The 24,255-nt window shown below is 54.6% G+C and carries 21 protein-coding genes; 11 read left to right on the forward strand and 10 right to left on the reverse strand.

Going from position 1 to position 24,255, the window contains the following annotated elements; genetic code table 11:
• Positions 1-49: 49 nt before the first annotated feature.
• Both QLG21_RS14295 and ghrB read left to right on the forward strand, forming a co-directional pair.
• Positions 50-1,330 carry an MFS transporter gene (locus QLG21_RS14295; protein WP_282484654.1) on the forward strand — a complete coding sequence of 427 codons (1,281 nt, stop codon included), beginning with the start codon at positions 50-52 and terminating at the stop codon, positions 1,328-1,330.
• A gap of 26 nt (positions 1,331-1,356) precedes the next feature.
• Positions 1,357-2,331 (forward strand): glyoxylate/hydroxypyruvate reductase GhrB, encoded by a 975-nt coding sequence (gene ghrB / locus QLG21_RS14300; RefSeq protein WP_137903462.1) that lies wholly within the window; start codon positions 1,357-1,359, stop codon positions 2,329-2,331.
• 58 nt (positions 2,332-2,389) lie between these two features.
• On the opposite strand, the gene cspA is transcribed toward ghrB, so the two are convergent.
• On the reverse strand, positions 2,390-2,602 hold the full coding sequence (gene cspA, locus QLG21_RS14305; RefSeq protein ID WP_006177792.1) for an RNA chaperone/antiterminator CspA: 213 nt from the start codon (positions 2,600-2,602) through the stop codon (positions 2,390-2,392).
• Between the two features lie 243 nt (positions 2,603-2,845).
• Positions 2,846-3,556: a DUF3053 domain-containing protein gene (locus tag QLG21_RS14310; RefSeq protein WP_006177791.1), complete on the reverse strand. Its 711-nt coding sequence runs from the start codon at positions 3,554-3,556 to the stop codon at positions 2,846-2,848.
• A 332-nt stretch (positions 3,557-3,888) separates the two neighbouring features.
• On the opposite strand from QLG21_RS14310, the gene QLG21_RS14315 reads away from it, so the two are divergent.
• A complete protein-coding gene (locus QLG21_RS14315) occupies positions 3,889-4,176 on the forward strand; it encodes an HTH-type transcriptional regulator (protein WP_006177790.1) in 288 nt (95 codons plus the stop codon).
• Positions 4,177-4,215: 39 nt separating this feature from the next.
• Here the strand turns inward: QLG21_RS14315 and QLG21_RS14320 are convergent, their stop codons facing one another.
• A complete protein-coding gene (locus tag QLG21_RS14320; protein ID WP_282484655.1) occupies positions 4,216-5,835 on the reverse strand; it encodes an ATP-binding cassette domain-containing protein in 1,620 nt (539 codons plus the stop codon).
• Between the two features lie 556 nt (positions 5,836-6,391).
• Positions 6,392-6,883, reverse strand: a complete 492-nt coding sequence (locus QLG21_RS14325; RefSeq protein WP_141114011.1) for an Hcp family type VI secretion system effector — start codon at positions 6,881-6,883, stop codon at positions 6,392-6,394.
• Between the two features lie 207 nt (positions 6,884-7,090).
• Between QLG21_RS14325 and QLG21_RS14330 the strand changes: the two genes are divergently transcribed.
• Entirely contained in the window at positions 7,091-7,489 is a 399-nt protein-coding gene (locus QLG21_RS14330) for a polymorphic toxin type 44 domain-containing protein (protein WP_282484656.1), read from the forward strand.
• Entirely contained in the window at positions 7,467-7,931 is a 465-nt protein-coding gene (locus QLG21_RS14335) for a hypothetical protein (RefSeq protein WP_282484657.1), read from the forward strand. Before QLG21_RS14330 ends, QLG21_RS14335 begins: the two co-directional genes overlap by 23 nt.
• A 71-nt stretch (positions 7,932-8,002) precedes the next feature.
• Here the strand turns inward: QLG21_RS14335 and glyS are convergent, their stop codons facing one another.
• The 3 genes from glyS to QLG21_RS14350 all read right to left on the reverse strand — a co-directional run bounded on the left by glyS (position 8,003) and on the right by QLG21_RS14350 (position 11,474).
• Positions 8,003-10,072, reverse strand: coding sequence for a glycine--tRNA ligase subunit beta (gene glyS / locus QLG21_RS14340; protein ID WP_088209036.1), 2,070 nt, complete (start codon positions 10,070-10,072; stop codon positions 8,003-8,005).
• Between the two features lie 9 nt (positions 10,073-10,081).
• Positions 10,082-11,008: a glycine--tRNA ligase subunit alpha gene (gene glyQ, locus QLG21_RS14345; protein ID WP_282484658.1), complete on the reverse strand. Its 927-nt coding sequence runs from the start codon at positions 11,006-11,008 to the stop codon at positions 10,082-10,084.
• A 160-nt stretch (positions 11,009-11,168) separates the two neighbouring features.
• Positions 11,169-11,474 carry a YsaB family lipoprotein gene (locus QLG21_RS14350; protein ID WP_006177783.1) on the reverse strand — a complete coding sequence of 102 codons (306 nt, stop codon included), beginning with the start codon at positions 11,472-11,474 and terminating at the stop codon, positions 11,169-11,171.
• Between the two features lie 184 nt (positions 11,475-11,658).
• Between QLG21_RS14350 and QLG21_RS14355 the strand changes: the two genes are divergently transcribed.
• The gene (locus QLG21_RS14355; RefSeq protein WP_282484659.1) at positions 11,659-12,654 is read left to right on the forward strand and encodes an acyltransferase; all 996 of its coding nucleotides are present in this window, start codon (positions 11,659-11,661) and stop codon (positions 12,652-12,654) included.
• 54 nt (positions 12,655-12,708) lie between these two features.
• Here QLG21_RS14355 and xylB read toward each other — a convergent pair whose 3' ends face one another.
• Both xylB and xylA read right to left on the reverse strand, forming a co-directional pair.
• Positions 12,709-14,163, reverse strand: a complete 1,455-nt coding sequence (gene xylB, locus QLG21_RS14360; protein WP_282484660.1) for a xylulokinase — start codon at positions 14,161-14,163, stop codon at positions 12,709-12,711.
• A gap of 99 nt (positions 14,164-14,262) precedes the next feature.
• Positions 14,263-15,585 carry a xylose isomerase gene (xylA, locus tag QLG21_RS14365; protein WP_137903457.1) on the reverse strand — a complete coding sequence of 441 codons (1,323 nt, stop codon included), beginning with the start codon at positions 15,583-15,585 and terminating at the stop codon, positions 14,263-14,265.
• 370 nt (positions 15,586-15,955) lie between these two features.
• On the opposite strand from xylA, the gene xylF reads away from it, so the two are divergent.
• The 4 genes from xylF (at position 15,956) to xylR (ending at position 20,932) form a co-directional block, all read left to right on the forward strand.
• On the forward strand, positions 15,956-16,948 hold the full coding sequence (gene xylF / locus QLG21_RS14370; protein ID WP_137903456.1) for a D-xylose ABC transporter substrate-binding protein: 993 nt from the start codon (positions 15,956-15,958) through the stop codon (positions 16,946-16,948).
• Positions 16,949-17,019: 71 nt separating this feature from the next.
• A complete protein-coding gene (locus QLG21_RS14375; RefSeq protein ID WP_137903455.1) occupies positions 17,020-18,561 on the forward strand; it encodes a xylose ABC transporter ATP-binding protein in 1,542 nt (513 codons plus the stop codon).
• On the forward strand, positions 18,539-19,720 hold the full coding sequence (xylH, locus tag QLG21_RS14380) for a xylose ABC transporter permease XylH (RefSeq protein WP_137903454.1): 1,182 nt from the start codon (positions 18,539-18,541) through the stop codon (positions 19,718-19,720). Before QLG21_RS14375 ends, xylH begins: the two co-directional genes overlap by 23 nt.
• Before the next feature lie 33 nt (positions 19,721-19,753).
• Positions 19,754-20,932: a D-xylose utilization transcriptional activator XylR gene (gene xylR, locus QLG21_RS14385; RefSeq protein ID WP_006177776.1), complete on the forward strand. Its 1,179-nt coding sequence runs from the start codon at positions 19,754-19,756 to the stop codon at positions 20,930-20,932.
• Between the two features lie 38 nt (positions 20,933-20,970).
• Here xylR and QLG21_RS14390 read toward each other — a convergent pair whose 3' ends face one another.
• Positions 20,971-21,795: a protein bax gene (locus tag QLG21_RS14390; RefSeq protein WP_072208901.1), complete on the reverse strand. Its 825-nt coding sequence runs from the start codon at positions 21,793-21,795 to the stop codon at positions 20,971-20,973.
• A gap of 313 nt (positions 21,796-22,108) precedes the next feature.
• Between QLG21_RS14390 and QLG21_RS14395 the strand changes: the two genes are divergently transcribed.
• Positions 22,109-24,136 carry an alpha-amylase gene (locus QLG21_RS14395; protein ID WP_282484661.1) on the forward strand — a complete coding sequence of 676 codons (2,028 nt, stop codon included), beginning with the start codon at positions 22,109-22,111 and terminating at the stop codon, positions 24,134-24,136.
• Positions 24,137-24,255: the final 119 nt, after the last annotated feature.

Consider the following 24,255-nt stretch of genomic DNA (forward strand, 5'->3'; position numbering starts at 1 on the left):
GAGAGGGTTCGGGTGAGGGGGTAACAACCTCAACAACAGAGGCAAGCCTATGAACAGTTCGACCAATGCAGTAAAACGCTGGTGGTACATCATGCCTATCGTGTTCATCACGTACAGCCTGGCGTATCTCGATCGTGCCAACTTCAGCTTCGCATCCGCCGCAGGGATCACCGAGGATCTCGGGATCACCAAAGGCGTCTCCTCGCTGCTGGGCGCGCTTTTCTTCCTCGGCTACTTCTTCTTCCAGATCCCGGGCGCTATCTACGCCGAACGCCGCAGCGTGCGCAAACTGATCTTCATTTGCCTGATTTTGTGGGGTGGATGTGCGTCACTGACCGGCGTGGTGAACAACATTCCTGCGCTGGCCGCCATTCGCTTTATCCTCGGCGTGGTGGAGGCCGCAGTTATGCCCGCAATGCTGATTTACATCAGCAACTGGTTTACTAAATCCGAGCGCTCCCGGGCGAATACGTTCCTGATCCTCGGTAACCCGGTGACGGTACTGTGGATGTCCGTGGTGTCTGGCTACCTGATCCAGTCTTTCGGCTGGCGCGAAATGTTTATCATCGAGGGCGTCCCGGCGGTTATCTGGGCATTCTGCTGGTGGGTGCTGGTGAAAGACAAACCTTCTCAGGCGAAATGGCTCTCAGAAGATGAAAAAGCTGCGCTTCAGGCGCAGCTGGACAAAGAGCAGCATGGCCTGAAGGCGGTACGCAACTATGGCGAGGCCTTCCGCTCGCGCAACGTCATTCTGCTGTGCGCACAGTATTTCACATGGAGCATTGGCGTGTATGGCTTTGTGCTGTGGCTGCCGTCCATTATCCGCAGCGGCGGCGAAAATCTCGGCATGGTCGAGGTGGGCTGGCTGTCGTCGGTGCCCTATCTGGCGGCGACCATTGCGATGATTATCGCCTCATGGGCCTCGGACAAGCTGCAAAACCGTAAACTGTTCGTCTGGCCGCTGCTGCTGATTGCTGCCTTTGCGTTTATCGGCTCCTGGGCCGTCGGGGCTAATCACTTCTGGGCCTCTTACACCCTGCTGGTGATTGCGGGTGCCGCCATGTACGCACCTTATGGTCCATTCTTCGCGATTATCCCGGAGATGCTGCCGCGTAACGTGGCGGGCGGCGCAATGGCCTTAATTAACAGCATGGGCGCGCTGGGGTCGTTCTTTGGCTCGTGGTTCGTTGGTTATCTTAATGGCGCAACCGGCAGCCCGTCAGCATCGTACATATTTATGGGGGTAGCACTTTTCGTCTCAGTGTGGCTAACTCTGATTGTTAAGCCTGCTAATAATCAACAGCTACCCGTCGGCGCACGCCACGCCTGAACCCTTTCAAATCAACGGAGATTAGCATGAAGCCGTCCGTCATTTTGTATAAAGCCTTGCCTGACGATCTGCACCACCGCCTGGAAGAACATTTCACCGTGACCCAGGTGAAAGACCTTAGCCCGCAGACCGTAGCGCAACACGCCGATGCGTTCGCCCATGCCGAAGGGCTGCTGGGCTCCAGCGAAAAAGTGGATGCCGCACTGCTGGAAAAAATGCCGAAGCTTCGTGCCACCTCTACGGTTTCCGTAGGATATGACAACTTTGACGTGGATGCCCTCAACGCCCGCAAGATCCTGCTGATGCACACACCACATGCCCTGACTGAAACCGTGGCCGACACGCTGATGGCGCTGGTGCTCAGCACTGCCCGCCGCGTTGTGGAGGTTGCCGAACGCGTCAAAGCGGGCGAGTGGACAAAGAGCATTGGCCCGGACTGGTTTGGCGTGGACGTTCATGGCAAAACGCTGGGGATCGTCGGCATGGGCCGCATCGGTCTGGCGCTGGCGCAGCGCGCGTATTTCGGCTTTAACATGCCGATCCTCTACAACGCCCGCCGTCATCACGTTGAAGCCGAGGAACGGTTTAACGCGCGCTACTGCGAGCTGGATACGCTGCTTCAGGAAGCGGATTACGTCTGTCTGATCCTGCCCCTGACGGACGAAACCCATCATCTGATTGGCAAATCTGCGTTTGAGAAGATGAAGACGTCGGCCATTTTCATCAACGCGGGGCGTGGCCCGGTTGTGGATGAAAAGGCGCTGATTGAGGCACTGCAAAATGGTGAGATCCATGCAGCCGGTCTGGATGTGTTTGAGCAGGAGCCGCTGCCGGTCGATTCACCGCTGCTGACATTGCCCAACGTTGTGGCCCTGCCCCACATTGGCTCAGCAACGCACGAGACACGCTACAACATGGCGGCCACCGCAGTAGATAACCTGATTGCCGCGCTGGGCGGTAAGGTTAAACAGAACTGCGTTAACCCGCAGGTGCAACAGTAAAAACGAAAAAACCCGCCAGAAGGCGGGTTTTAGAATTCTTTGCTGCTGAGTTGGAAGCTTACAGGCTTACAACGTTACCAGCTGCTGGGCCTTTAGCGCCGCTTTCGATGGTGAAGGACACTTTCTGACCTTCGTCCAGAGATTTGTAGCCTTCGTTCTGGATAGCAGAGAAGTGTACGAACACGTCTTTAGAGCCATCGTCAGGAGTGATGAAGCCGAAACCTTTATCAGCGTTGAACCATTTTACCAGACCAGTCATTTTACCAGACATAGAAATTACCTTATTAAAAATTTGTTGTGCCTTCCGGCGCGATGGTTGCGTTACAGATTTTTAAGCGATGAAGGAAGGGTCACTACGAAGGGTATCTATGGATAACAATCTGGACTGCTTAACTAAACTGCTTTAGGTCTGTGTAACAAACCGACGGGGATAGTTATACCGATGTGGTAGGTGAATGACAAGCATTATTTTTATTATCTATAAAAAACCCCGCCTGATGCGGGGTTTTTTTGTTTACTCGGTTGCCGCGACGGCTGCCGTCCACGCCTGACTAAAGGCCTGGTGCTGCGACGCCAGCGGCCCGATCAGCGTATTGTACTGGCTTGCCTGCTGTGAGGTCGGGAACTGGATACCGTTAGAGACGAAGCTCACCTGCGTACCCTGTTCGTTAATAAAGTCCCCTACCTGCACCAGCTGCTGCGTAAAGATCTGCGCGGCCGGGATCAGCGGTTGCAAAGCGTCGGAAGGTTTGATGACCACTTTCTCATACGCTTTATCAAAGACCGGCTTGAGATCCTCGCCCTGCTTCAGCGCAGAACGCGAAGCATCGGCCTGCATTTTGGCATTCTGCAACTGCTGGCTGAGCACGCCGAGCGCACCGTTGGACTGGCGCAGCGGTTCACGCTGGGTCACATAATCCTGCGGCACGCGGATTGCGTTAACGCTATCCAGCACCGGACGAAGACCGGAGTCCATCGCCTGGCTCACCTGCTGCGAATAACCATAAAGAATGGCGTAATCAGAAACAAAAGGACCAAACTGTTTTTTCTGATCCGCAGTCAGCGTTGGTAAACGCTCGCCGCTGCGCATCACCGTATTCTGCAGAAAATCGATAAACGCTTTGCGCTGATCGCCTTCTTTATCGAAACACCCACTCAGGCTAACAACCATCAACAACGCCGCAATAGGCGCAAACCAGCGAGAGCAGGACTTTCCTGTCGCCATTTTAATACTCCTTTCACCCAAAAAAGCGCACACCGGCACACGCGTGCCTGACGGCTTACAAGAATAGTCCAGGTCAGCCCTGCAAGATACCCTTTTCATGCAAAACGGCTATTACCGTTTTTGTGCTGAGTATTTACAAAAAAATACCTATAGCAGCCTAAGGATGTGTAATCAGTGGATTAGCATAACTATCCACTTCGCTGAAACGAATCAACCTACCCTTACTGTACAAATAATCACTGCCGTGATGATCCACGATTTGCAATAGGGACTATTCTTAACAGGCTCTCTGATGTTCATGATCCCGCTGTGAGATTTATGAGGAGTTCTCAATGGAATATAAAGATCCTGAGTTTGAGCTGCTGAGCAGCCTGGAACAGATTATTTTTAAAGATGTACCGCAGACGATTACCCTGAAACAAAAGTCCAATCCCTTTACTGAATTTGAGCGGTTACGTAAAGCGTCAGGACTTAAAACGGATGAATTCGCAAGAGCGATGGGTGTCAGCGTATCGATGGTGCTGGAATGGGAATCAAAACGTGAAAAACCCACACCGGCTGAATTAAAGCTGATGCGCCTGATTCAGGCCAACCCTGCCCTTAGTAAACAGATAGCGTAATAAAGATAACCCGCCCCCGCCCTTGCGGGGGTTTGTGTTTTAGAGGCTTTTGCACCGCCATCCCGATTCCTGCCACACCAGTTCATGCGTCAGTTTTAATCCTTTTAGAAAAACCTCATCGTGGGACACCACCAGCAGCGCGCCGGGAAAATCGGCCAGCGCCGCTTCAATCGCCTGCACCGACGCCAAATCAAGATGGTTGGTGGGTTCATCTAACAGCAGCAGCTGGGCCGCCTCTTCTCGCCATAAAACACAGGCCAGTGCGGCTTTCAGGCGCTCGCCTCCGCTCAGTTCGGCCAGCGGAAGCGTAACTTTGTCCGCGCCAAGCTGAAGCTGGGCCAGCCGGGTCCGAAGCGTGCCCTCTTCAAGCGGCGTATTATGCAGGTTCAGATGCGTCATCACCGACCGGGAGAGATCCAGCTGCGTAAGATGCTGATCCAGATACGCGCATGATACCGACAGACGGCAGGTGCCTGACAGCGGCGCGATCTGCCCCAGAATGACCTTCAACAGCGTCGATTTGCCGCAGCCGTTCGGCCCACGCAGCGCCACGCGCATCGGACCATTCATCCGCCAGTCAGTTGGCGGCAGATCGACATAGGGCAGAACCAGATTGTCCATCACCAGCACCTGTTTCCCCTGCGCAATATGGCTTTCCGGCAAGGTAAACATCACGGGATTTTCTTCTTCAACCCGCTCGCGCGCCTTGCTAACCGCGGCATTCAGCGCGTCATTTTGATCGCTATGCTGTTTTTTCCAGGAACCAACACGCTCTTTCGCCGCCCCTTTGTATTTCACGCGCTCAAACGAGGCAATATTCAGCGTATCCACCGTGCGCAGCGTTTTAGCCGAACGCCGCTGGCTGTCATCATGTTCTTTTTGTATGCGGGCACGGGTACGCTTGCGCTCGGTCGCCGCATGTTCCAGCGCCGCGCGGGCGGCCTGTTGTTCTGCCTCGCGCTGGGTTTGCCAGGTGGCATAGTTCCCGCCGAAACTGCGCAAGCCGGACGCGCTCAGCTCAAGTATACGCGGCACCCGGGCCAGTAACTCACGATCGTGAGACGCCACCAGCACGCCCCCCGGATAGCGGGCAAGCTGGTCGTAGAACCACGCCCGGCCTTCTCTGTCGAGGTGGTTGGTGGGCTCATCCAGCAGCAGATAATCTGCCCCGGCGGTAAACGCGCCGCACAGCAGGGCGCGAATGCGCTCCCCACCGCTCAGCTCATCAGCCCGCTTTTCGGGATCAAAAGGCGGAAGTTTAGCGGCGATAAACGCGTCGCTCAGCCGTTCCGCCAGATCCCAGTGCCCGTCGAGAATATCCAGATCCTCGGGCTCAGCATCGCCGCTATCGACACGTTTTCGCGCCGCGAAAATCGTCTCATAGCCGAGCAGTTCAGCCAGCGTAAGCTGCGGAGAAATAACGTGCTGTTGCGCCACATACGCGCTTGTTCCGAAGCGCTCAATGTGGCCGCCAGCCGGGAGATCCAGCCCCGCCAGCAGACGCAGCAGGCGCGTTTTACCGCTGCCGTTGCGCCCAACCAGCGCGCACAGAGAGGGTTCCAGCGACAAATTCAGCGGACCAAAAAGGATATCGCCCGTCGCAAACTGACAGGTGACCTGATGCAAAATAAAAGAAGGGGACTGCGCAAAATGAGCCATAAGCACTCCTGAATGAAATCAAAACATCCCCTGCTCACGCGGTAGCGTTTAGCAAGGATCGAAATTCATCAGTCGTGTTTGTTCATTTTTGGGGGGCGCTCCAGCGGAAAGACGTTAGCAGGAGTAAGGATAACGGTAATTTGTTGACCATTTCAAGGTTAAATTTTCAGCTTTATATTTCTCTCCAAATAAATATGTGCACGGACCCGCCCCTTGTGCTCTTGCGGGAAGAGGGCCAGGGTGAGGGGTAAGAGCGCTATCCCGGTGAACTGCCTGAAAATTGTAAGCACCCTGGACCAGGAAGACCTTCCGTCACGCCTTCCGGTTTTCGAACTCGAATGCGACCAACTGGAAAGTTACTGGCAGGAAATTACGCAGCTGAAAATGAGCAGTTCGCTACCGCACTAATCCATAATCATGATGGAAGATTGAGTGTGTGAACTGGTCGGCTACTTTGCAGATACGCTAAAAGCGCTGCGCTGGTTAAGCACCGACCAGAGAGGTATAACAATTAGCAAGTCCTGTAAAAGGCAGATCTAAGAGAATAAGCGCTCGCTTAACCTGTCTGACGTTCATTCCATGAATCTGCAAATTGAACATTCCCATCACAGTATTTCCATGTAATTTTCTCATAGCGTAATTGTATGCCTTCATTATGGTTATGAATTTGCAGTGAGGGTTCTTTGCAATTATGCATTACGGGATTAACACTCACAACACGTACATTTTCAAGAAGCATATTGAAATATTCAACTTCCTGCCCTGCATCGTTGATTTTGTACCACTTGAACTCAGCACTTTTAAGCGTTTGCCCGGTTGCAGCAGCCTTATAAAAATATGGACTGGATGAATCGAACTCTTTCTCGAATGTGAGAGGTGAATGCAAACGAGTACCGGTTATCCTACCGGTATTATTATCTGTAGGCACAAGTAGCCCATGACTAAATGCTAAAATCTCTATACTGCCCTCACGATCTTTAACGTCAACAGATCCTTTGATATCACTGCCGCCATCATCTTTAAGCCAAAGGTACGCTGGGATTGCCATTTTCTTTCCTCAATAAGAATGAGCATACAGTACATATAAAAAGAAAAAATTATTTAATACCTTTTGTGTCATTAATAAATATGATAGCACACTCTAATTCATTCATGAATTAATTGAATATAACGTAATAGAGTTTGATCTTAAGCATTTCATAACAAATATAATCATCTTATTTTCTTCTCTCCATTAAACGAAAGGACTATTACAATGGCTTGTATTCCTCTTTATCCGCCTAAGGGATTAGACACATTAAATGAGCACATCCGGCAAGCGCGTGCTCGTAGAGAAGTACAGGAAATGGCAACGCCCTTAACCTATTTATGGTTTTATCAACGAGTACGAAACAGAGGCCCGTGGGATTACAAACAAAGAAGCAGATCGTGGGCTGATTTTGGTAATTTTCATTACGGTGCTGTGGGTTACGCCGCTTGTATACCCGAAAAAATATTACATATCGCTGGCGGCGCAGCTCAAGAAATAGCCGGCACATCTGATACCGAGCGCTGGGGACATTTCTATTCTAATCATCTCCCGTATGGAGATGACCCAATAGATCAATTCTGGATACAGCAAGGCATAGACTATGTTAAACAGCACCACCTTTAAGGCGCTACACTGGGTCATCACTATAACCATGGCGGCCATGATTTTTGGTCATTTTTATCTTCAATACGAGCAACGCATAACAGTTCGAGACAAGCTCTACGAGACTCGTCAGCTCACTCCCAGAACATGGTTATATATTACTGAATATGCGGGGGCCAATATGACTACGGGTAACGTCTACCGCTATTTCTTATCAGGTAAGTTAAACGGCGACCCCCTGGTCATGCTGGAAAAACAAGGCATAGCCCCGACACTTACGGCCAATACCCCCAGCGCAAAAGTGGACGGAATAGGCAATAACGTTTCTTTTACGGTGTATGGCACCATCTACAATTTTACAACATCCGCTTTTTTCTATGATGCCGGTGGAATCGCGGTTGCGCCCTCGGTGGATCTCACCGCACGGGGAGAAGGATGGGATAGGGGGAAATTTAGCCGATAAAAAACCCGCCGAAGCGGGTTTATAGCCTTTGCAGGCCCGGCGAAGCGACGCGCCGCCGGGCAAAAGGCGCATTACTGCAGCAGCGAAATATCCGCTACACGCAGGAAGAGTTCGCGCAGTTTTTCGAGCATGGTCAGGCGGTTAATACGCAGTTCCTGATCTTCTACGTTCACCATCACTTTCTCGAAGAAAGCGTCAATCGCTTCACGCAGTTCAGACAGTTCGACCAGCGCTTCCTGGTAGCGACCTTCGGCGAAGAACGGTTCCAGTTTGTCACGCAGCACCACAACCTGCATCGCCAGAGCGATCTCTTCCGGCTCTTTCAGGGTGGCGGCGTTAACACGCTCGTTCAGCGTCTCGTCGGATTTCGCCAGGATGTTAGAGACACGCTTGTTGGCCGCAGCCAGCGCAGCCGCCGCGTCCAGGGTACGGAAGTGAGAAACCGCCTTCATGCGCGCATCGAAATCTGCCGGACGGGTTGGACGACGCGCCAGCACCGCCTGAATGGTGTCAACGGTGTAGCCTTCATCCTGATACCAGGCGCGGAAACGCCCCAGCATGAAGTCGATAACGTCATCCACAACCTTCGCGTTTGTCAGCTTGTCACCGTACAGGCGCACCGCTTCTTCGGTCAGGGTCTGCAGATCCAGATTCAGGTTCTTCTCAACGATGATACGCAGCACGCCAAGTGCGGCACGACGCAGCGCAAACGGGTCTTTATCGCCTTTCGGATGCTGACCGATACCGAAGATGCCCGCCAGGGTATCCATTTTATCGGCGATCGCGACGGCGCAGGCCACCGGATTGGACGGCAGATCGTCACCCGCAAAGCGCGGCTGGTACTGCTCGTTCAGGGCGACAGCCACGTCTTCCGCTTCACCGTCATGGCGCGCGTAGTGCATGCCCATCACGCCCTGGGTGTCGGTGAATTCGAACACCATGTTGGTCATCAGGTCGCACTTGGACAGCAGGCCCGCGCGGGTAGCGTGATTGACGTCTGCACCGATTTCGCGGGCGATCCAGCCGGACAGCTCCGCAATGCGGTCGGTCTTGTCACGCAGCGTACCCAGCTGCTGTTGGAACAGCACGGTCTGCAGGCGCGGCAGGTTATCTTCCAGACGCTTTTTACGGTCGGTATTGAAGAAGAACTCGGCGTCTGCCAGACGCGGACGCACCACTTTCTCGTTACCGGAGATAATCTGGGACGGATCTTTCGATTCGATGTTCGCCACGAAAATGAAGTTTGGCAGCAATTTGCCGTCGTTGGCGTAAACCGGGAAGTACTTCTGGTCACCCTTCATGGTGTACACCAGAGCTTCAGCCGGAACGGCGAGGAATTTCTCTTCGAACTTCGCGGTCAACACAACCGGCCATTCGACCAGAGAGGTCACCTCTTCCAGCAGGCTTTCGCTCAGGTCTGCGTTGCCGCCAATCTGGCGTGCCGCTTCTTCGGCATCCGCTTTGATTTTGGCTTTACGCTGCTCGTAGTCGGCAATGACCTTACCGCGCTCCAGCAGGATCTGCGGGTACTGGTCGGCATTGTCGATGGTGAATTCCGGCTCGCCCATAAAGCGGTGACCACGGATCACGCGATCGGACGCGACGCCGAGAATGGTAGCAGGAATAACGGTATCGCCGAGCAGCAGGGTCACGGTGTGAACCGGACGCACGAAGTGCACGTCGGACGCGCCCCAGCGCATCAGTTTTGGAATAGGCAGCTTAGCCAGCGAGGTTGCAATCATGTTTGGCAGCAGCGCTTCTGCGCTTTCGCCTTTAACATGAGCGCGATACAGCAGCCACTCGCCTTTGTCAGTGGTCAGACGCTCGGCCTGATCAACGGTGATACCGCAGCCGCGCGCCCAGCCTTCAGCCGCTTTGCTCGGTTTGCCTTCCGCGTCGAACGCCTGAGCGATCGCCGGGCCACGTTTTTCCACTTCACGATCCGGCTGTGACGCCGCCAGGTTTGCCACTTTCAGCGCCAGACGACGCGGTGCAGCAAACCACTCAATTTTACCGTGTGCCAGGCCAGCGTTATCCAGCTCGGCCGTTACGTTCGCAGCGAAAGATTCAGCCAGGCTGCGCAGGGCTTTTGGTGGCAGCTCTTCGGTGCCAATTTCCACCAGGAAAGTTTTCTCAGACATGGCCGCCTCTTATTTATTCTGTAAGTTTACAGACTTGTTGCACATCGGGAAGCCAAGGGCTTCACGGGACGCGTAGTAAGCTTCTGCAACGGCTTTGGTCAGGGTGCGAATACGCAGGATATAGCGCTGACGTTCAGTCACGGAGATGGCTTTGCGGGCGTCCAGCAGGTTGAAGCTGTGGGCGGCCTTCAGAATACGCTCGTAGGCTGGCAGCGGCAGCGGAGTCTCCAGCGCCAGCAACTGCTGCGCCTCTTTCTCGTATTGCTCGAAGCAGGTGAACAGGAAGTCCACGTCCGCGTATTCGAAGTTGTAAGTGGACTGCTCCACTTCGTTCTGATGGAACACGTCGCCGTAGGTCGTTTTCCCCAGCGGGCCGTCGCTCCAGACCAGGTCGTAAACGCTGTCTACGCCCTGAATATACATCGCCAGACGTTCCAGACCGTAGGTGATTTCACCGGTGATCGGTTTACATTCCAGACCACCCACCTGCTGGAAGTAAGTGAACTGCGTCACTTCCATACCGTTCAGCCACACTTCCCAGCCCAGACCCCAGGCACCCAGCGTTGGGTTTTCCCAGTTATCTTCCACGAAACGAATATCGTGAATGGTCGGATCCATGCCCAGCTCTTTCAGCGACCCAAGGTACAGTTCCTGAATGTTTTCCGGGGATGGCTTAATCACCACCTGGAACTGATAGTAGTGCTGCAGACGGTTCGGGTTTTCGCCGTAACGGCCATCGGTCGGACGACGGGAAGGCTGAACATAGGCAGTAGCCATTGGCTCTGGCCCCAATGCGCGTAAGCTGGTCATTGGGTGTGAAGTGCCGGCGCCGACTTCCATGTCCAAAGGTTGAACAATGGTGCAGCCCTGACGAGCCCAGTAATCCTGTAAGGTCAGGATCAGGCCCTGGAAGGTCTTGGTATCAAACTTTTGCATAGTATTTCGTGCTGGATACGTGTGGTTTCAAAAGGAAGGGATCAGTATACCCGCTGGCTGCAAGATATACAGTACGAAACGGGGTTGTTTAGGGAAAATTGGGAAATAAGCCGCCACGCTAAAATCCATGAACGGCCTGATTGCTGATTATACGCGCACTCTAGCGCATCGAGAGGTGTAAAAACTGGCCGTCCGCGTCAAATGAACAGACAAAGCCCTCTTTACGCGCGGTATGCCCCCGCATCTCATAGCTCCCCTGAAAATGCTCAAAGCCGGTGACGGCAATATTTTGCGCCTCAGCGTTATAGCGATGGGCCGCCCGATCTTTACAGAGTTGCTCCATGCCCAGCGTGCGTTCCGGGCTAATTTTCCCCTGCTGCGCTTTTTGCACTGGGGCTTCCTGCGACGTACTGCATCCTGCGAGCATCAACAGCAGAAAGAGAGATACTACACGCTTCATCATCATTTTTATTACCGGCCTCGTCTGGGGCTGTTATTTTTAGTATCAACGCTTTTATAGATTATGTGTCAGCATTCTGCGAACCTCTCGTCTCGACGACAAGTTTAATGAATAAAACTCAGATTTTTCCAAGGGAAAGCATTAAGACAATGATGGTCACACTTTCTTTATCCGGACAACAGAGGGCCTGATGCAGTCAAAAATTAACTGGATTGATAACCTGCGGGGCATAGCGTGCCTGATGGTGGTGATGATCCACACGACCACCTGGTATGTCACCAACTCGCACAGTATCAGTCAGGTTAACTGGGATATCGCGAATATTCTTAACTCCGCCTCCCGCGTCAGCGTGCCGTTATTCTTTATGATCTCTGGCTTTCTCTTTTTTGGCGAGCGTAGCGCACAGCCAAGACACTTTATCCACATCGTTTCGTGTCTGCTGTTTTACAGCGCCGTCGCGCTGCTCTACATCACGCTGTTTACGTCAATCAACGCCGGGCTGTCGCTGAAAAATCTGCTGCAAAAACCGGTGTTCTATCATCTGTGGTTTTTCTTCGCCATTATCGTTATCTACCTGGTCTCTCCGCTGATCCAGGTAAAAAATATTGGCGGCAAAATGCTGCTGGCTTTAATGGTTGTGATTGGCATCGTGGCAAACCCGAATACCGTCTCGCAGAAAGTCGCTGGTTTTGAGTGGCTGCCCGTCGATCTTTATATCAACGGCGACACGTTTTACTACGTGCTGTACGGCATGCTGGGGCGCGCCATCGGCATGATGGATACCGGCAAACGGGGGCTAAACCTGCTTTGCGGGGCGGCGTTTATCCTCAGCGTGGGGATAATTTCACGAGGCACGCTGCACGAACTGCAGTGGCGCGGCAACTTTGCCGATACCTGGTACCTGTACTGTGGGCCGATGGTCTTTATCTGTGCGGTTTCCCTGCTCACGCTTGTGAAAAATACCCTGAACAGCCGCCCGCTTCCGGTGCTGGGCTTTATCTCACGCCACTCGCTGGGGATTTACGGTTTTCACGCGCTGGTGATCCACGCGCTTCGTACGCGCGGCGTTGAGCTGAAAAGCTGGCCACTGCTGGACATTATCTGGATTTTTTCCGCCACGCTGGCAGCGAGCCTGCTGCTGTCCATGCTGTTGCAGAAAATCGATACGCGCAGGTTTGTAAGCTAAGCCGATACAGGTGGAGTGTAGGCCGGGTAAGCGTCAGCGCCACCCGGCACCTGTTTAAGACATCAGCGGTAAAAGCTGCTGATAAATTTTGCGGAACACGTCGCGCCGCTCGCCGTAGCGAGCATGGTTTCTCTCGTCAGGAAAATGCTGCGCCTCAAGCGGCAACTGGGGCAGAAGTTGCGGCAAAGACTTTTCAGGGTTCAGCGCAATCTGCGCCAGACGCGCCGCCCCCAGCGCAGGACCGACATCACCACCGGTAAGATAATCAAGCTGTAACCCGCTAATATCAGCAAGCATCTGCCGCCAGTAGCTGCTGCGCGCCCCGCCGCCAATCAGAGTGATGCTCGACGGCGTAAGACCACAGTCGTGCACCACATCCATGCCATCCGCCAGCGCATAACCGACGCCTTCCAGCACCGCGCGCGCCAGCTCGGCCGGGCCGTGCTGATGCGTTAAACCAAAGAACACGCCTTTCGCTTCCGGATTGTTATGCGGCGTACGCTCCCCGGAGAGATAGGGTAAGAACCACACCGCGCCAGCCTGATCATCCGCCTGCTGCGCGGCGGCAATCAGCGCCGGAACGTCCGCCATGCCGGTCAGTTTTGCGGCCCAGTCCAGACAGGAGGCGGCGCTCAGCATCACCGACATCAGATGCCATTTACCCGGTAGCGCATGGCAAAAGCTATGTACCGCATTCTCAGGGTTACTGCGATAGCCGTCGCTCACGGCAAAATAGACCCCGGAAGTACCCAGCGAGAGCATCGCCTGGCCCACCTCGATCATTCCCACGCCAACCGCTCCCGCCGCGTTATCACCGCCACCGGCGACGACGGGCACGGCTGGCATTTTCCAGCGTTGCGCCACCGTCGGCGTTAAAGTTCCGGTCACTTCGCTGCCTTCGAAGAGCGCAGGCATCTGGTCGCGCGTCAAATGGCAGGCATCCAGCATGGCTGCGCTCCAGTCGCGCTTCGCCACGTCGAGCCACATCGTGCCCGCCGCGTCAGACATGTCACTGGCAAACTCGCCCGTCATGCGAAAGCGCAGGTAATCTTTTGGCAGTAAAACCTTCGCCACCTGGCGGAAAATCTCCGGTTCATGGCGTTGCACCCACAGCAGTTTGGGTGCCGTAAACCCTGGCATCATCAGGTTGCCGGTTATCTCGCGAGAGGCAGGCACACGTTCTTCGAGGAGTGCGCACTCCTCTGCACAGCGGCCATCGTTCCAGAGAATGGCGGGCCGCAGCACGCGGTGCTGGCTGTCCAGCAGCGTTGCGCCGTGCATCTGCCCGGCAATTCCCAGCGCTTTCACCTCTTGCAGGCTGTGCTGTTCACTTAACGCCTGAATCGCGCGATCCGTCGCCTGCCACCACTGTTCCGGGTCCTGTTCCGACCACAGCGGATGCGGGCGCAAAACCTGCAATTTCTCGGTTTGCGAGGCCAGCACATCTCCCTGCTCGCTTAACAGGATGGCCTTCACGCCCGATGTACCCAGATCGATCCCAATGTACATATTGTGGGTTCCTTAACTGAACATGCCCGGTAGCGCTGCGCTGACCGGGCCTACAAAAACCGGAGGCCGGGCACACAACGCGCTGCCCGGCGAGACCTGTTATTTATCGAACAGATAGTGATTGACCAGATTTTCCAGCAGCTCCTGATGGCCACTCTGATGCTGCGGCGCCAGCTGATGCTGTTCAGCGTACTTCGCGATCTCGGCAAGCGATAACTGGCCTTTCAAAATTTGCTGACCCAGCTCACTGTTCCAGCCGCTGTAGCGCTTCGCCACACGTTTATCCAGTTCACCGTCTTCAATCATACGGGCGGCAACTTTCAGCGCCAGCGCCATGGTATCCATCGCGCCGATATGGCCGTAGAACAGATCGTATTTGTCGGTGCTTTGACGACGTACTTTGGCATCGAAGTTCAGGCCACCGGTAGTGAAGCCGCCCGCCTTGATGATTTCATACATCACCAGCGCGTTCTCCTCGACGCTGTTCGGGAACTGGTCGGTATCCCAGCCCAGCTGCGGGTCACCACGGTTAGCATCCACGGAGCCGAAAATGCCGAGCGCGATAGCCGAGGCGATTTCATGGTGGAAGGCATGGCCCGCCAGCGTTGCGTGGTTAGCCTCGATGTTCACTTTGATCTCTTTTTCCAGACCAAACTGCTTCAGGAAGCCATACACGGTTGCCACGTCGTAATCATACTGGTGCTTGGTGGGCTCCTGCGGCTTCGGCTCAATCAACAGCGTACCGCGGAATCCGATTTTGTGCTTATGGTCGACCACCATCTGCATAAAGCGACCAATCTGTTCGCGCTCCTGACGCAGGTCGGTATTGAGCAAGGTTTCATAGCCTTCACGCCCGCCCCACAGTACATAGTTTTCGCCGCCTAACGTGTGCGTGGCATTCATCGCCGTCACCACCTGCGTGGCAGCCCAGCTAAACACTTCCGGGTCCGGGTTGGTTGCGGCGCCTGCGCCGTAACGCGGGTTGGTAAAGCAGTTCGCCGTGCCCCACAGCAGTTTTACGCCGCTTTGCTGCTGTTTTTCAGCCAGCACGTCCGTCATCTGCGCAAAGTTGTTCAGGTACTCTTTCAGCGATGCGCCTTCCGGCGACACGTCCACATCATGGAAGCAGTAGTAGGGCACGTTCAGCTTGTGGAAGAATTCAAAGGCAACGTCTGCCTTACGCTTCGCCAGTTCAATGGCTTCACCCGGCTGCTGCCACGGGCGATCAAACGCGCCCACGCCGAACATGTCGGCACCGTTCCAGCAGAAGGTATGCCAGTAACAGGCGGCAAAGCGCAGATGATCTTCCATACGCTTACCCAGCACCAGCTCATCCGGGTTGTAGTGACGAAATGCTAAAGGATTGGTCGTTTTCGTGCCTTCGTAACGAACGCGATCGAGTTGGTCGAAATAAGCTTGCATATTCAGCTCCATAATCAGGGTATTCGGCGTAAGAGTGCGACAGGAGTAATAGTGAATAGACATTTAACGTTGCTCAATTACGTTATTTCACACTGCTATTGAGAGAATGCACAACTGTGCGCTGGCTCGCAAAATAATGCGCTGGCAACGATTTTTCTGCGCTTATTCCAGAATCAAATGTAATTAGTACGTTACGCATTTTAAAATCCGATCGCGGTCATAAATTCGGAAATAAACCAAATATCATAATGAGAAGATAAAAATCTGTAATTGCCAGCAGGCCTCTCCACGTTAAGAATTTGCTGCGTCTCAGCAGTGAATGTTTCTTTTATCTCAGCAACACATACCCCTACAAAAAGGCCTGATAATTATGAAGATAAAGAACCTGACCCTTACTCTCTGCACTACTCTCCTGCTAGCCAGCTTTGCCGGACACGCCAAAGAGGTCAAAATCGGCATGGCGATTGACGACCTGCGCCTGGAGCGCTGGCAAAAAGATCGCGATATTTTTGTTAAAAAAGCGGAATCACTGGGTGCCGAAGTGTTTGTGCAATCCGCTAACGGCAACGAAGAAACCCAGATGTCACAGATTGAAAATATGATTAACCGTGGCGTCGATGTGCTGGTCATTATCCCTTATAACGGCCAGGTACTCAGTAATGTGGTTAAAGAAGCAAAACAGGAAGGCATAAAAGTGCTGGCCTATGACCGCATGATTAATAATGCGGATATTGATTTTTATATTTCGTTTGATAATGAAAAAGTCGGCGAATTACAGGCAAAAAGTCTGGTCGACAAAGTGCCTCAGGGGAATTATTTCCTGATGGGCGGTTCGCCGGTCGATAACAACGCCAAGTTGTTCCGCGAAGGGCAAATGAAAGTGCTTAAGCCGTATATCGACGAGGGCAAAATTCACGTCGTCGGCGATCAGTGGGCTGACGGCTGGCTGCCTGAAAACGCGCTGAAAATTATGGAAAATGCCTTAACCGCGAACAATAACAAAATTGATGCCGTTGTGGCGTCGAACGATGCCACCGCAGGCGGGGCGATTCAGGCGCTCAGCGCGCAGGGGCTTGCAGGGAAAGTGGCTATTTCGGGCCAGGATGCCGACCTCGCCGGGGTGAAGCGCATTATCGCAGGCACCCAAACCATGACGGTTTACAAACCCATCACCGAACTGGCGAACACGGCGGCAGAAATTGCCGTTGAGCTGGGGAATGGCCAACAGCCTAAAGCCGATACCTCGCTCAACAACGGCATGAAAGACGTTCCGGCTCGCCTGCTTACCCCTATTGAAGTCAATAAAGACAATATTGATGCCACCGTCATTAAAGACGGTTTCCACAAAAAGAGTGAACTGTAATCCAGCGCGGCCCCTGCTCTGCGGGGGCGCATCGACATGTCCTGTTTCTTTATCGGGTCAGCGGAGCAGTTATGTCTTATTTACTTGAAATGAAAAGCATCACCAAAGCGTTTGGCGTCGTGAAGGCCGTCGACAACGTGAGCCTCAGGCTCAACCCTGGCGAAGTGATGTCGCTGTGCGGCGAGAACGGGTCGGGGAAGTCCACGCTGATGAAAGTCCTGTGCGGGATCTATCCTCACGGTAGCTACGAAGGCGAAATTGTGTTTGCCGGCGAAACGCTCCAGGCCGCGCACATCCGCGATACCGAGCGCAAAGGGATTGCCATTATTCACCAGGAGCTGGCGCTGGTGAAGCATCTTACCGTGCTGGAGAACATCTTTCTCGGGGCTGAAATTTCCCGTCACGGCGTGCTGGATTACGACACCATGACGCTGCGCTGTGAAAAACTGCTGGCGCAGGTCAGCCTTGCGATTTCACCCGACACGCGCGTGGGCGATCTGGGTCTGGGCCAGCAGCAGCTGGTTGAGATCGCCAAGGCGCTGAACAAGCAGGTACGCCTGCTGATCCTTGATGAGCCTACCGCCTCACTCACCGAGCAGGAAACGGCGGTTCTGCTTAACATCATCCGCGACCTGCAAAATCACGGCATTGCCTGCATCTATATTTCGCACAAGCTTAATGAGGTGAAAGCCATCTCGGACACCATCTGTGTGATCCGCGACGGGCAGCACATCGGCACGCGCGACGCCGCCGGGATGAGTGAGGATGACATCATCACCATGATGGTTGGCCGCGAACTGACCGCGCTGTACCCGAACGAGCCACATACCGTGGGCGAGGAGATCCTGCGCGTCGAAAACCTCACCGCGTGGCACCCCGTTAACCGGCATATCAAGCGCGTCAACACCCTCTCCTTTTCGCTGTACCGTGGCGAAATCCTCGGTATTGCAGGGTTAGTGGGCGCAGGACGGACCGAAGCCGTTCAGTGTCTCTTCGGCGTCTGGCCGGGACGCTGGGAGGGCAACATTTTTATCGACGGTCAGCCAGTACACATCACCAACTGCCAGCAGGCGATTGCCCACGGCATCGCGATGGTACCGGAAGATCGCAAAAAAGACGGCATTGTGCCGGTCATGGCCGTGGGTCAAAACGTTACGCTTGCCGCGCTCGGTCAGTTTTCCGGTGCACTGACGGCCCTGGACGACGCGGCGGAGCAGCAGTGCATTTTGCAGTCGCTCGCCAGGCTGAAGGTGAAAACCTCCTCTCCCGACCTGGCCATCGGGCGTCTCAGCGGCGGCAATCAGCAGAAGGCTATCCTGGCGCGCTGTCTGCTGCTCAACCCCCGGATTCTGATTCTGGACGAGCCGACGCGCGGGATTGATATCGGTGCGAAATATGAAATCTACAAGCTGATCAACCAGCTTGTGCAGCAAGGGATTGCCGTCATTGTCATCTCGTCTGAATTACCTGAAGTGCTGGGCCTGAGCGACCGCGTGCTGGTTATGCACGAAGGGAAACTCAAAGCCAACCTGATCAACCAGAACCTGACGCAGGAGCAGGTGATGGAAGCCGCTTTAAGGAGCGAACGTCATGTCGAAAAGCAATCCGTCTGATATCAAAGTCGCTGTTCCGACGCCCGGCGCGTTTTCCGGGCTTAAGGCGCTCAACCTGCAGGTTTTCGTGATGATCGCGGCGATTATCGCCATCATGCTGTTCTTTACCTGGATGACCGACGGCTCTTACCTGAGCGCGCGCAACGTCTCTAACCTGCTGCGCCAGACGGCCATTACGGGCATTCTGGCCGTGGGGATGGTGTTCGTGATTATCTCCGCAGAAATCGACCTGTCGGTCGGTTCGATGATGGGCCTGCTCGGCGGCGTAGCGGCCATTTTTGACGTCTGGCTCGGGTGGCCGCTGCCACTGACCGTAGCGGTCACGCTGGTGCTGGGCCTGCTGCTCGGGGCATGGAACGGATGGTGGGTCGCCTACCGCAAAGTCCCGTCGTTTATCGTTACCCTCGCGGGCATGCTCGCCTTTCGCGGCATTTTGATTGGCATGACCAACGGCACTACCGTCTCCCCTACCAGCGCCGCCATGTCGCAAATTGGGCAGAGTTACCTCTCCGATGGCATCGGCTTTACGATCGGCGTGGTCGGGCTGATGGCCTTTATCGCGTGGCAGTGGCGCGGCCGTATGCGCCGTCAGGCGCTCGGGCTGGCAGCACCTGCGTCCACCGCCGTGGTGGGGCGTCAGGCGCTGACGGCGGCGATCGTGCTGGGGGCAATCTGGCTACTGAACGATTATCGCGGCGTGCCGACGCCGGTTTTACTGCTGGCCCTTCTGCTGCTGGGCGGCATGTTTATGGCAACGCGCACAGCGTTTGGCCGGCGTATTTATGCCATTGGCGGCAATCTTGAGGCGGCGCGTCTGTCGGGTATCAACGTAGAACGCACCAAACTCGCGGTCTTTGCCATCAACGGCCTGATGGTCGCGATTGCCGGGCTGATCCTCAGCTCCCGCCTCGGAGCCGGTTCGCCGTCAGCCGGGAACATCGCCGAGCTGGATGCCATCGCCGCCTGTGTGATTGGTGGAACCAGCCTTGCCGGGGGGATCGGTAGCGTCGCGGGTGCGGTGATGGGCGCATTTATTATGGCTTCGCTGGATAATGGAATGAGTATGATGGACGTTCCAACGTTTTGGCAGTATATCGTCAAGGGCGCCATTCTGTTGCTGGCGGTCTGGATGGACTCCGCCACCAAGCGGCGAGCCTGAGAACAGCATCGTTACTTATTTGGGAAAGCAGCCATGTTTGAGAAGCGTCACCGCATTACGTTGTTATTCAATGCCAATAAAGCCTACGACCGTCAGGTGGTCGAAGGGGTTGGTGAATATTTGCAGGCGTCGCAATCCGAATGGGATATTTTTATTGAAGAGGATTTCCGCACCCGGCTCGAGAACATCAAGGACTGGCTGGGCGATGGCGTTATCGCCGACTATGACGACCCGGTGATTGAGCAGTTGCTGACGGACGTCGATGTCCCCATCGTCGGCGTCGGCGGCTCGTATTATTCCCCCGACAGCTACCCGCCGGTGCACTACATCGCCACCGATAACCATGCCCTGGTTGAAGCCGCCTTTCTCCATCTAAAAGAGAAAGGCGTGCACCGTTTTGCCTTTTACGGGTTGCCCGCCTCAAGCGGCAAACGCTGGGCGGTGGAGCGTGAGCACGCATTCTGTCAGCTGGTCGCGCAGGAGAAATATCGCGGCGTAGTGTATCAGGGGCTGGAGACCGCACCGGAAAACTGGCAGCACGCGCAAAACCGCCTGGCAGACTGGCTGCAAACGCTGCCGCCGCAAACCGGGATTATTGCCGTCACGGACGCCCGCGCCCGCCACGTGCTTCAGGTCTGCGAGCATCTGCACATTCCGGTGCCTGAAAAGCTGTGCGTCATTGGTATTGATAACGAAGAGCTGACGCGCTACCTGTCGCGCGTGGCGCTATCCTCGGTCGCTCAGGGAACGCGCCAGATGGGCTATCAGGCGGCGAAGCTACTGCATCGGCTGCTGGATAACGAATCGCTACCGCTGCAACGGTTACTGGTCCCGCCCGTGCGCGTGGTGGAGCGCCGTTCAACCGATTACCGCTCCTTAAGCGATCCGGCCGTTATTCAGGCGATGCACTACATCCGCAACCACGCCTGCAAGGGCATTAAGGTCGATCAGGTGCTGGATTCCGTCGGCATTTCGCGTTCGAACCTGGAGAAGCGGTTTAAAGAGGAGGTTGGCGAAACCATCCATGCGGTGATCCATGCGGAGAAACTGGAGAAAGCGCGCAGCCTGCTCATCTCAACGTCGCTGTCGATCAACGAAATCTCACAGATGTGCGGCTACCCGTCGCTTCAGTATTTTTACTCGGTGTTCAGGAAAGAGTATGACACCACCCCGAAAGAGTATCGGGAGCGGCACAGCGAGGTGCTTATCTAGAAAACAAAACGCCTTCCGATGGAAGGCGTTTTTTTACATTACATGTGCGAGGCGATTAAGCGCTGATTATCCTGAAACATGGCGAACAGGTAGTTGTTATAACGCTGTCCCTGAGTCGAATACCCTTTCAGCTTGTGGATCATCGTGCTGGCCGTCACTTCCTGATCCGCTTTACGCAACTGGGCGCGTGACTTACGGAACGACGAGTAGGCCGGATGCGTATTCAGGTTCACCACGTAGGCGTTTACTGAATCTTTAACCGATGCAAACTGCGAATAACCTTTTACTTTGCCCGGCGCGTTAGTACAACGACCTTTTGCGCATTTCATGCCAAAGAGGTTGTTATTGTTACGCGCCAGCTTCGAGGTTCCCCAGCCGCTTTCGGCTGCGGCCATGGTGGCGACCATGCTGCCTGGAATAATGTCCACACGCTCTAACAGCGAGTTCCACGGCACGCGACGCGTGTTACCGTTCCACTTCACCTTGTAGCGTTTCGCAATGTCTTTAAGACGCGTGCGCTCAGACGGCGACCAGCGGCTCTCGTACTGTTTCGAGATCAGCCAGTTACGATCTGCGGTAATCGCAGCATTTTGACTTTTGATGTAAGGCATTACCGTCCGGAGAAACGCTTTTTTTCGTGGTGTCCCGGAAGGGTATTTTCGCAAATCAGGAAGTGAACTACTCTTTGCACTATTGCGAGAATACTCTTGTTTACTGCTAACCTTACTGCTTGTCGTCTTTATTACGTGGGCTTTCTTACTCGTTGTATCCGTGTGCGTCTTCGCAAGCACCTCACCCGAAAATGCCATGGTGAGTAACATGAGTATCGCGGCCCCATATCGTCGAATGGGAGTCGATATCATTAGGTCTCCTGGTCGGATTTCATCATTCCAACACCTTATTTTTTTCTCGAATTTGAGAGCGGAATCTCAAATCATAGCAAAAATAGACTTCAAGAGCACGTATAGAAATAGTCCAAATCCGAAACCATGTCATCTGAAACGTGTTCACGAAATCATCAATTCTGAAAAAATGTGCGCGATATCGCAGATAACCGCCTAATTTTGCGCGGGATCACTCATCCTTTCGCATCCTCCTGGCAGAACGTGCGCGGGGAGGAGTTGTTCCCGTCTTCCCGATGGCACACTGGTTAAAAAAGCCGCGAAGGAATTTGGAATGAAACGCACCGCACTCGCTTTTCTGCTTTTACCGGCACTGGCGCAGGCAGACTGGTCATCACCGGGCTTTGCCGCGTTTAAGGCTGAAGGCACCGGCGTTTTCACCAGCCAGGCAACGCTGACGAAGGGTACCCGCCCACTGACGCTCAGTTTTGACAACGCGTGCTGGCAGCCGACCGATGCGATAAAACTCAACGAGATGCTGTCGCTCAAACCTTGCGAAGGCACGCCGCCGCAGTGGCGTCTGTTTCGCGACGGCAGCTATCAGATGCGGATTGATACCCGCTCAGGCACGCCGACGCTGATGTTGACGGTACAACGCGAGGCGGAAAAAACCGTCGCGAACGTTATCCGCCAGTGTCCAGCGTGGGACGGCAAACCGCTTACGCTCGACGTCAGCCACACCTTCCCGGAAGGCTCCGTGGTGCGTGATTTTTACAGCAAGCAGACGGCGACGGTGCAAAACGGCAAAATCACCCTCCAGCCCGCGGCGAACAGCAACGGCCTGCTGTTGCTTGAGCGCGCCGAAACCGATAAACCCGCGCCGTTTAGCTGGCAAAACGCCACCGTCTATTTCGTGCTGACGGACCGCTTCGTCAATGGCGATCCTACCAATGACAACAGCTATGGCCGCCATAAAGACGGCATGCAGGAAATTGGAACCTTCCACGGAGGCGATCTCAAAGGGCTTGCCGGTAAACTCGACTACCTGCAGCAGCTCGGCGTCAATGCACTGTGGATTAGCTCCCCGCTGGAGCAGATCCACGGTTGGGTAGGCGGTGGAACCAAAGGTGACTTCCCCCATTACGCCTATCACGGCTATTACACTCAGGACTGGACCACCCTCGATGCCAACATGGGCAACGAAGATGATTTGCGCCATCTGGTCGATGAAGCGCACAAGCGCGGCATCCGTATTCTTTTCGACATCGTGATGAACCACGCGGGCTACGCCACGCTGGCAGACATGCAGGCGTTTCAGTTTGGCGCGCTATACCTGCAAGGTGATGAGCTGAAGAAAACCCTGGGCGAGCGCTGGACGGACTGGAAACCAAGGGCCGGACAAAGCTGGCACAGCTTTAACGATTACATTAATTTCAGCGATAAAGCCGCGTGGGAAGCATGGTGGGGTAAAAAATGGATCCGCACCGACATCGGCGATTATGACAACCCTGGCTTTGACGATTTAACGATGTCGCTGGCCTTTTTACCGGATCTGAAAACGGAATCGACCGAGGCTTCCGGCCTGCCGAACTTTTATCAGCACAAGCCTGATACGAACGCGAAAGCCATTCCGGGCTTCACCCCGCGTGATTACCTGACGCACTGGCTTAGCCAGTGGGTGCGTGATTACGGCATTGACGGTTTCCGGGTCGATACCGCGAAGCACGTTGAGCTTGATGCGTGGCAACAGCTGAAAGACCAGGCAGGCCAGGCGCTGGCGGCGTGGAAAGCCGCTAACCCGGACAAAAAAGTCGATAACGCCCCGTTCTGGATGACGGGAGAGTCCTGGGGCCACGGCGTTATGCAGAGCGATTACTACCGCCACGGTTTCGATGCGATGATCAACTTTGATTATCAGGAGCAGGCGGCGAAAGCGGTGGACTGCCTGGCCGACATCGACCTGACCTGGCAGCAGATGGCCGAAAAACTGCAGAGCTATAACGTCCTGAGCTATCTCTCGTCGCATGATACGCGGCTTTTCCGCGAAGGGGGCCAGCGTGCGGCAGAGCTGCTCCTGCTCGCGCCGGGGAGTGTGCAGATCTATTACGGAGATGAATCAGAGCGGCCATTTGGTCCAACCGGCTCCGACCCGCTGCAGGGGACGCGCTCGGACATGAACTGGCAGGACGTCACGGGTAAAAATGCTGCCACCGTCGCCCACTGGCAGATTTTAGGCCAGTTCCGCGCCCGCCATCCGGCAATAGGTGAAGGCGTTCAAAAAACGCTGTCGCTTAAGGAGGGATACGGCTTTGTGCGCGAGCACAACGGCGATAAAGCGATGGTGGTGTGGGCAGGAGATTAAGCGCTACGTCCCCCTCACCCTAACCCTCGCCCCTTTGGGCAGAGGACCGGGTGAGGGGAGAAAAAGCATCAGAACAATACACTGAATAAATCAAAACCCACCATATAAAACATCAACAC

The sequence above is a fragment of the Enterobacter sp. V87_3 genome (genome assembly GCF_029967835.1).
Lineage (GTDB): Bacteria > Pseudomonadota > Gammaproteobacteria > Enterobacterales > Enterobacteriaceae > Enterobacter > Enterobacter cancerogenus.

Coding starts and splice junctions, on each gene's coding strand:
- QLG21_RS14335 (WP_282484657.1), top strand. CDS start 7,467: ATGTTAAACAGCACCACCTTTAAGGCGCTACACTGGGTCATCACTATA.
- QLG21_RS14295 (WP_282484654.1), top strand. CDS start 50: ATGAACAGTTCGACCAATGCAGTAAAACGCTGGTGGTACATCATGCCT.
- glyS (WP_088209036.1), bottom strand. CDS start 10,072: ATGTCTGAGAAAACTTTCCTGGTGGAAATTGGCACCGAAGAGCTGCCA.
- glyQ (WP_282484658.1), bottom strand. CDS start 11,008: ATGCAAAAGTTTGATACCAAGACCTTCCAGGGCCTGATCCTGACCTTA.
- xylB (WP_282484660.1), bottom strand. CDS start 14,163: ATGTACATTGGGATCGATCTGGGTACATCGGGCGTGAAGGCCATCCTG.
- QLG21_RS14320 (WP_282484655.1), bottom strand. CDS start 5,835: ATGGCTCATTTTGCGCAGTCCCCTTCTTTTATTTTGCATCAGGTCACC.
- xylA (WP_137903457.1), bottom strand. CDS start 15,585: ATGCAAGCTTATTTCGACCAACTCGATCGCGTTCGTTACGAAGGCACG.
- QLG21_RS14355 (WP_282484659.1), top strand. CDS start 11,659: ATGCAGTCAAAAATTAACTGGATTGATAACCTGCGGGGCATAGCGTGC.
- QLG21_RS14375 (WP_137903455.1), top strand. CDS start 17,020: ATGTCTTATTTACTTGAAATGAAAAGCATCACCAAAGCGTTTGGCGTC.
- QLG21_RS14325 (WP_141114011.1), bottom strand. CDS start 6,883: ATGGCAATCCCAGCGTACCTTTGGCTTAAAGATGATGGCGGCAGTGAT.
- QLG21_RS14310 (WP_006177791.1), bottom strand. CDS start 3,556: ATGGCGACAGGAAAGTCCTGCTCTCGCTGGTTTGCGCCTATTGCGGCG.
- QLG21_RS14330 (WP_282484656.1), top strand. CDS start 7,091: ATGGCTTGTATTCCTCTTTATCCGCCTAAGGGATTAGACACATTAAAT.
- QLG21_RS14315 (WP_006177790.1), top strand. CDS start 3,889: ATGGAATATAAAGATCCTGAGTTTGAGCTGCTGAGCAGCCTGGAACAG.
- QLG21_RS14390 (WP_072208901.1), bottom strand. CDS start 21,795: ATGATATCGACTCCCATTCGACGATATGGGGCCGCGATACTCATGTTA.
- cspA (WP_006177792.1), bottom strand. CDS start 2,602: ATGTCTGGTAAAATGACTGGTCTGGTAAAATGGTTCAACGCTGATAAA.
- ghrB (WP_137903462.1), top strand. CDS start 1,357: ATGAAGCCGTCCGTCATTTTGTATAAAGCCTTGCCTGACGATCTGCAC.
- QLG21_RS14395 (WP_282484661.1), top strand. CDS start 22,109: ATGAAACGCACCGCACTCGCTTTTCTGCTTTTACCGGCACTGGCGCAG.
- xylH (WP_137903454.1), top strand. CDS start 18,539: ATGTCGAAAAGCAATCCGTCTGATATCAAAGTCGCTGTTCCGACGCCC.
- xylF (WP_137903456.1), top strand. CDS start 15,956: ATGAAGATAAAGAACCTGACCCTTACTCTCTGCACTACTCTCCTGCTA.
- xylR (WP_006177776.1), top strand. CDS start 19,754: ATGTTTGAGAAGCGTCACCGCATTACGTTGTTATTCAATGCCAATAAA.
- QLG21_RS14350 (WP_006177783.1), bottom strand. CDS start 11,474: ATGATGATGAAGCGTGTAGTATCTCTCTTTCTGCTGTTGATGCTCGCA.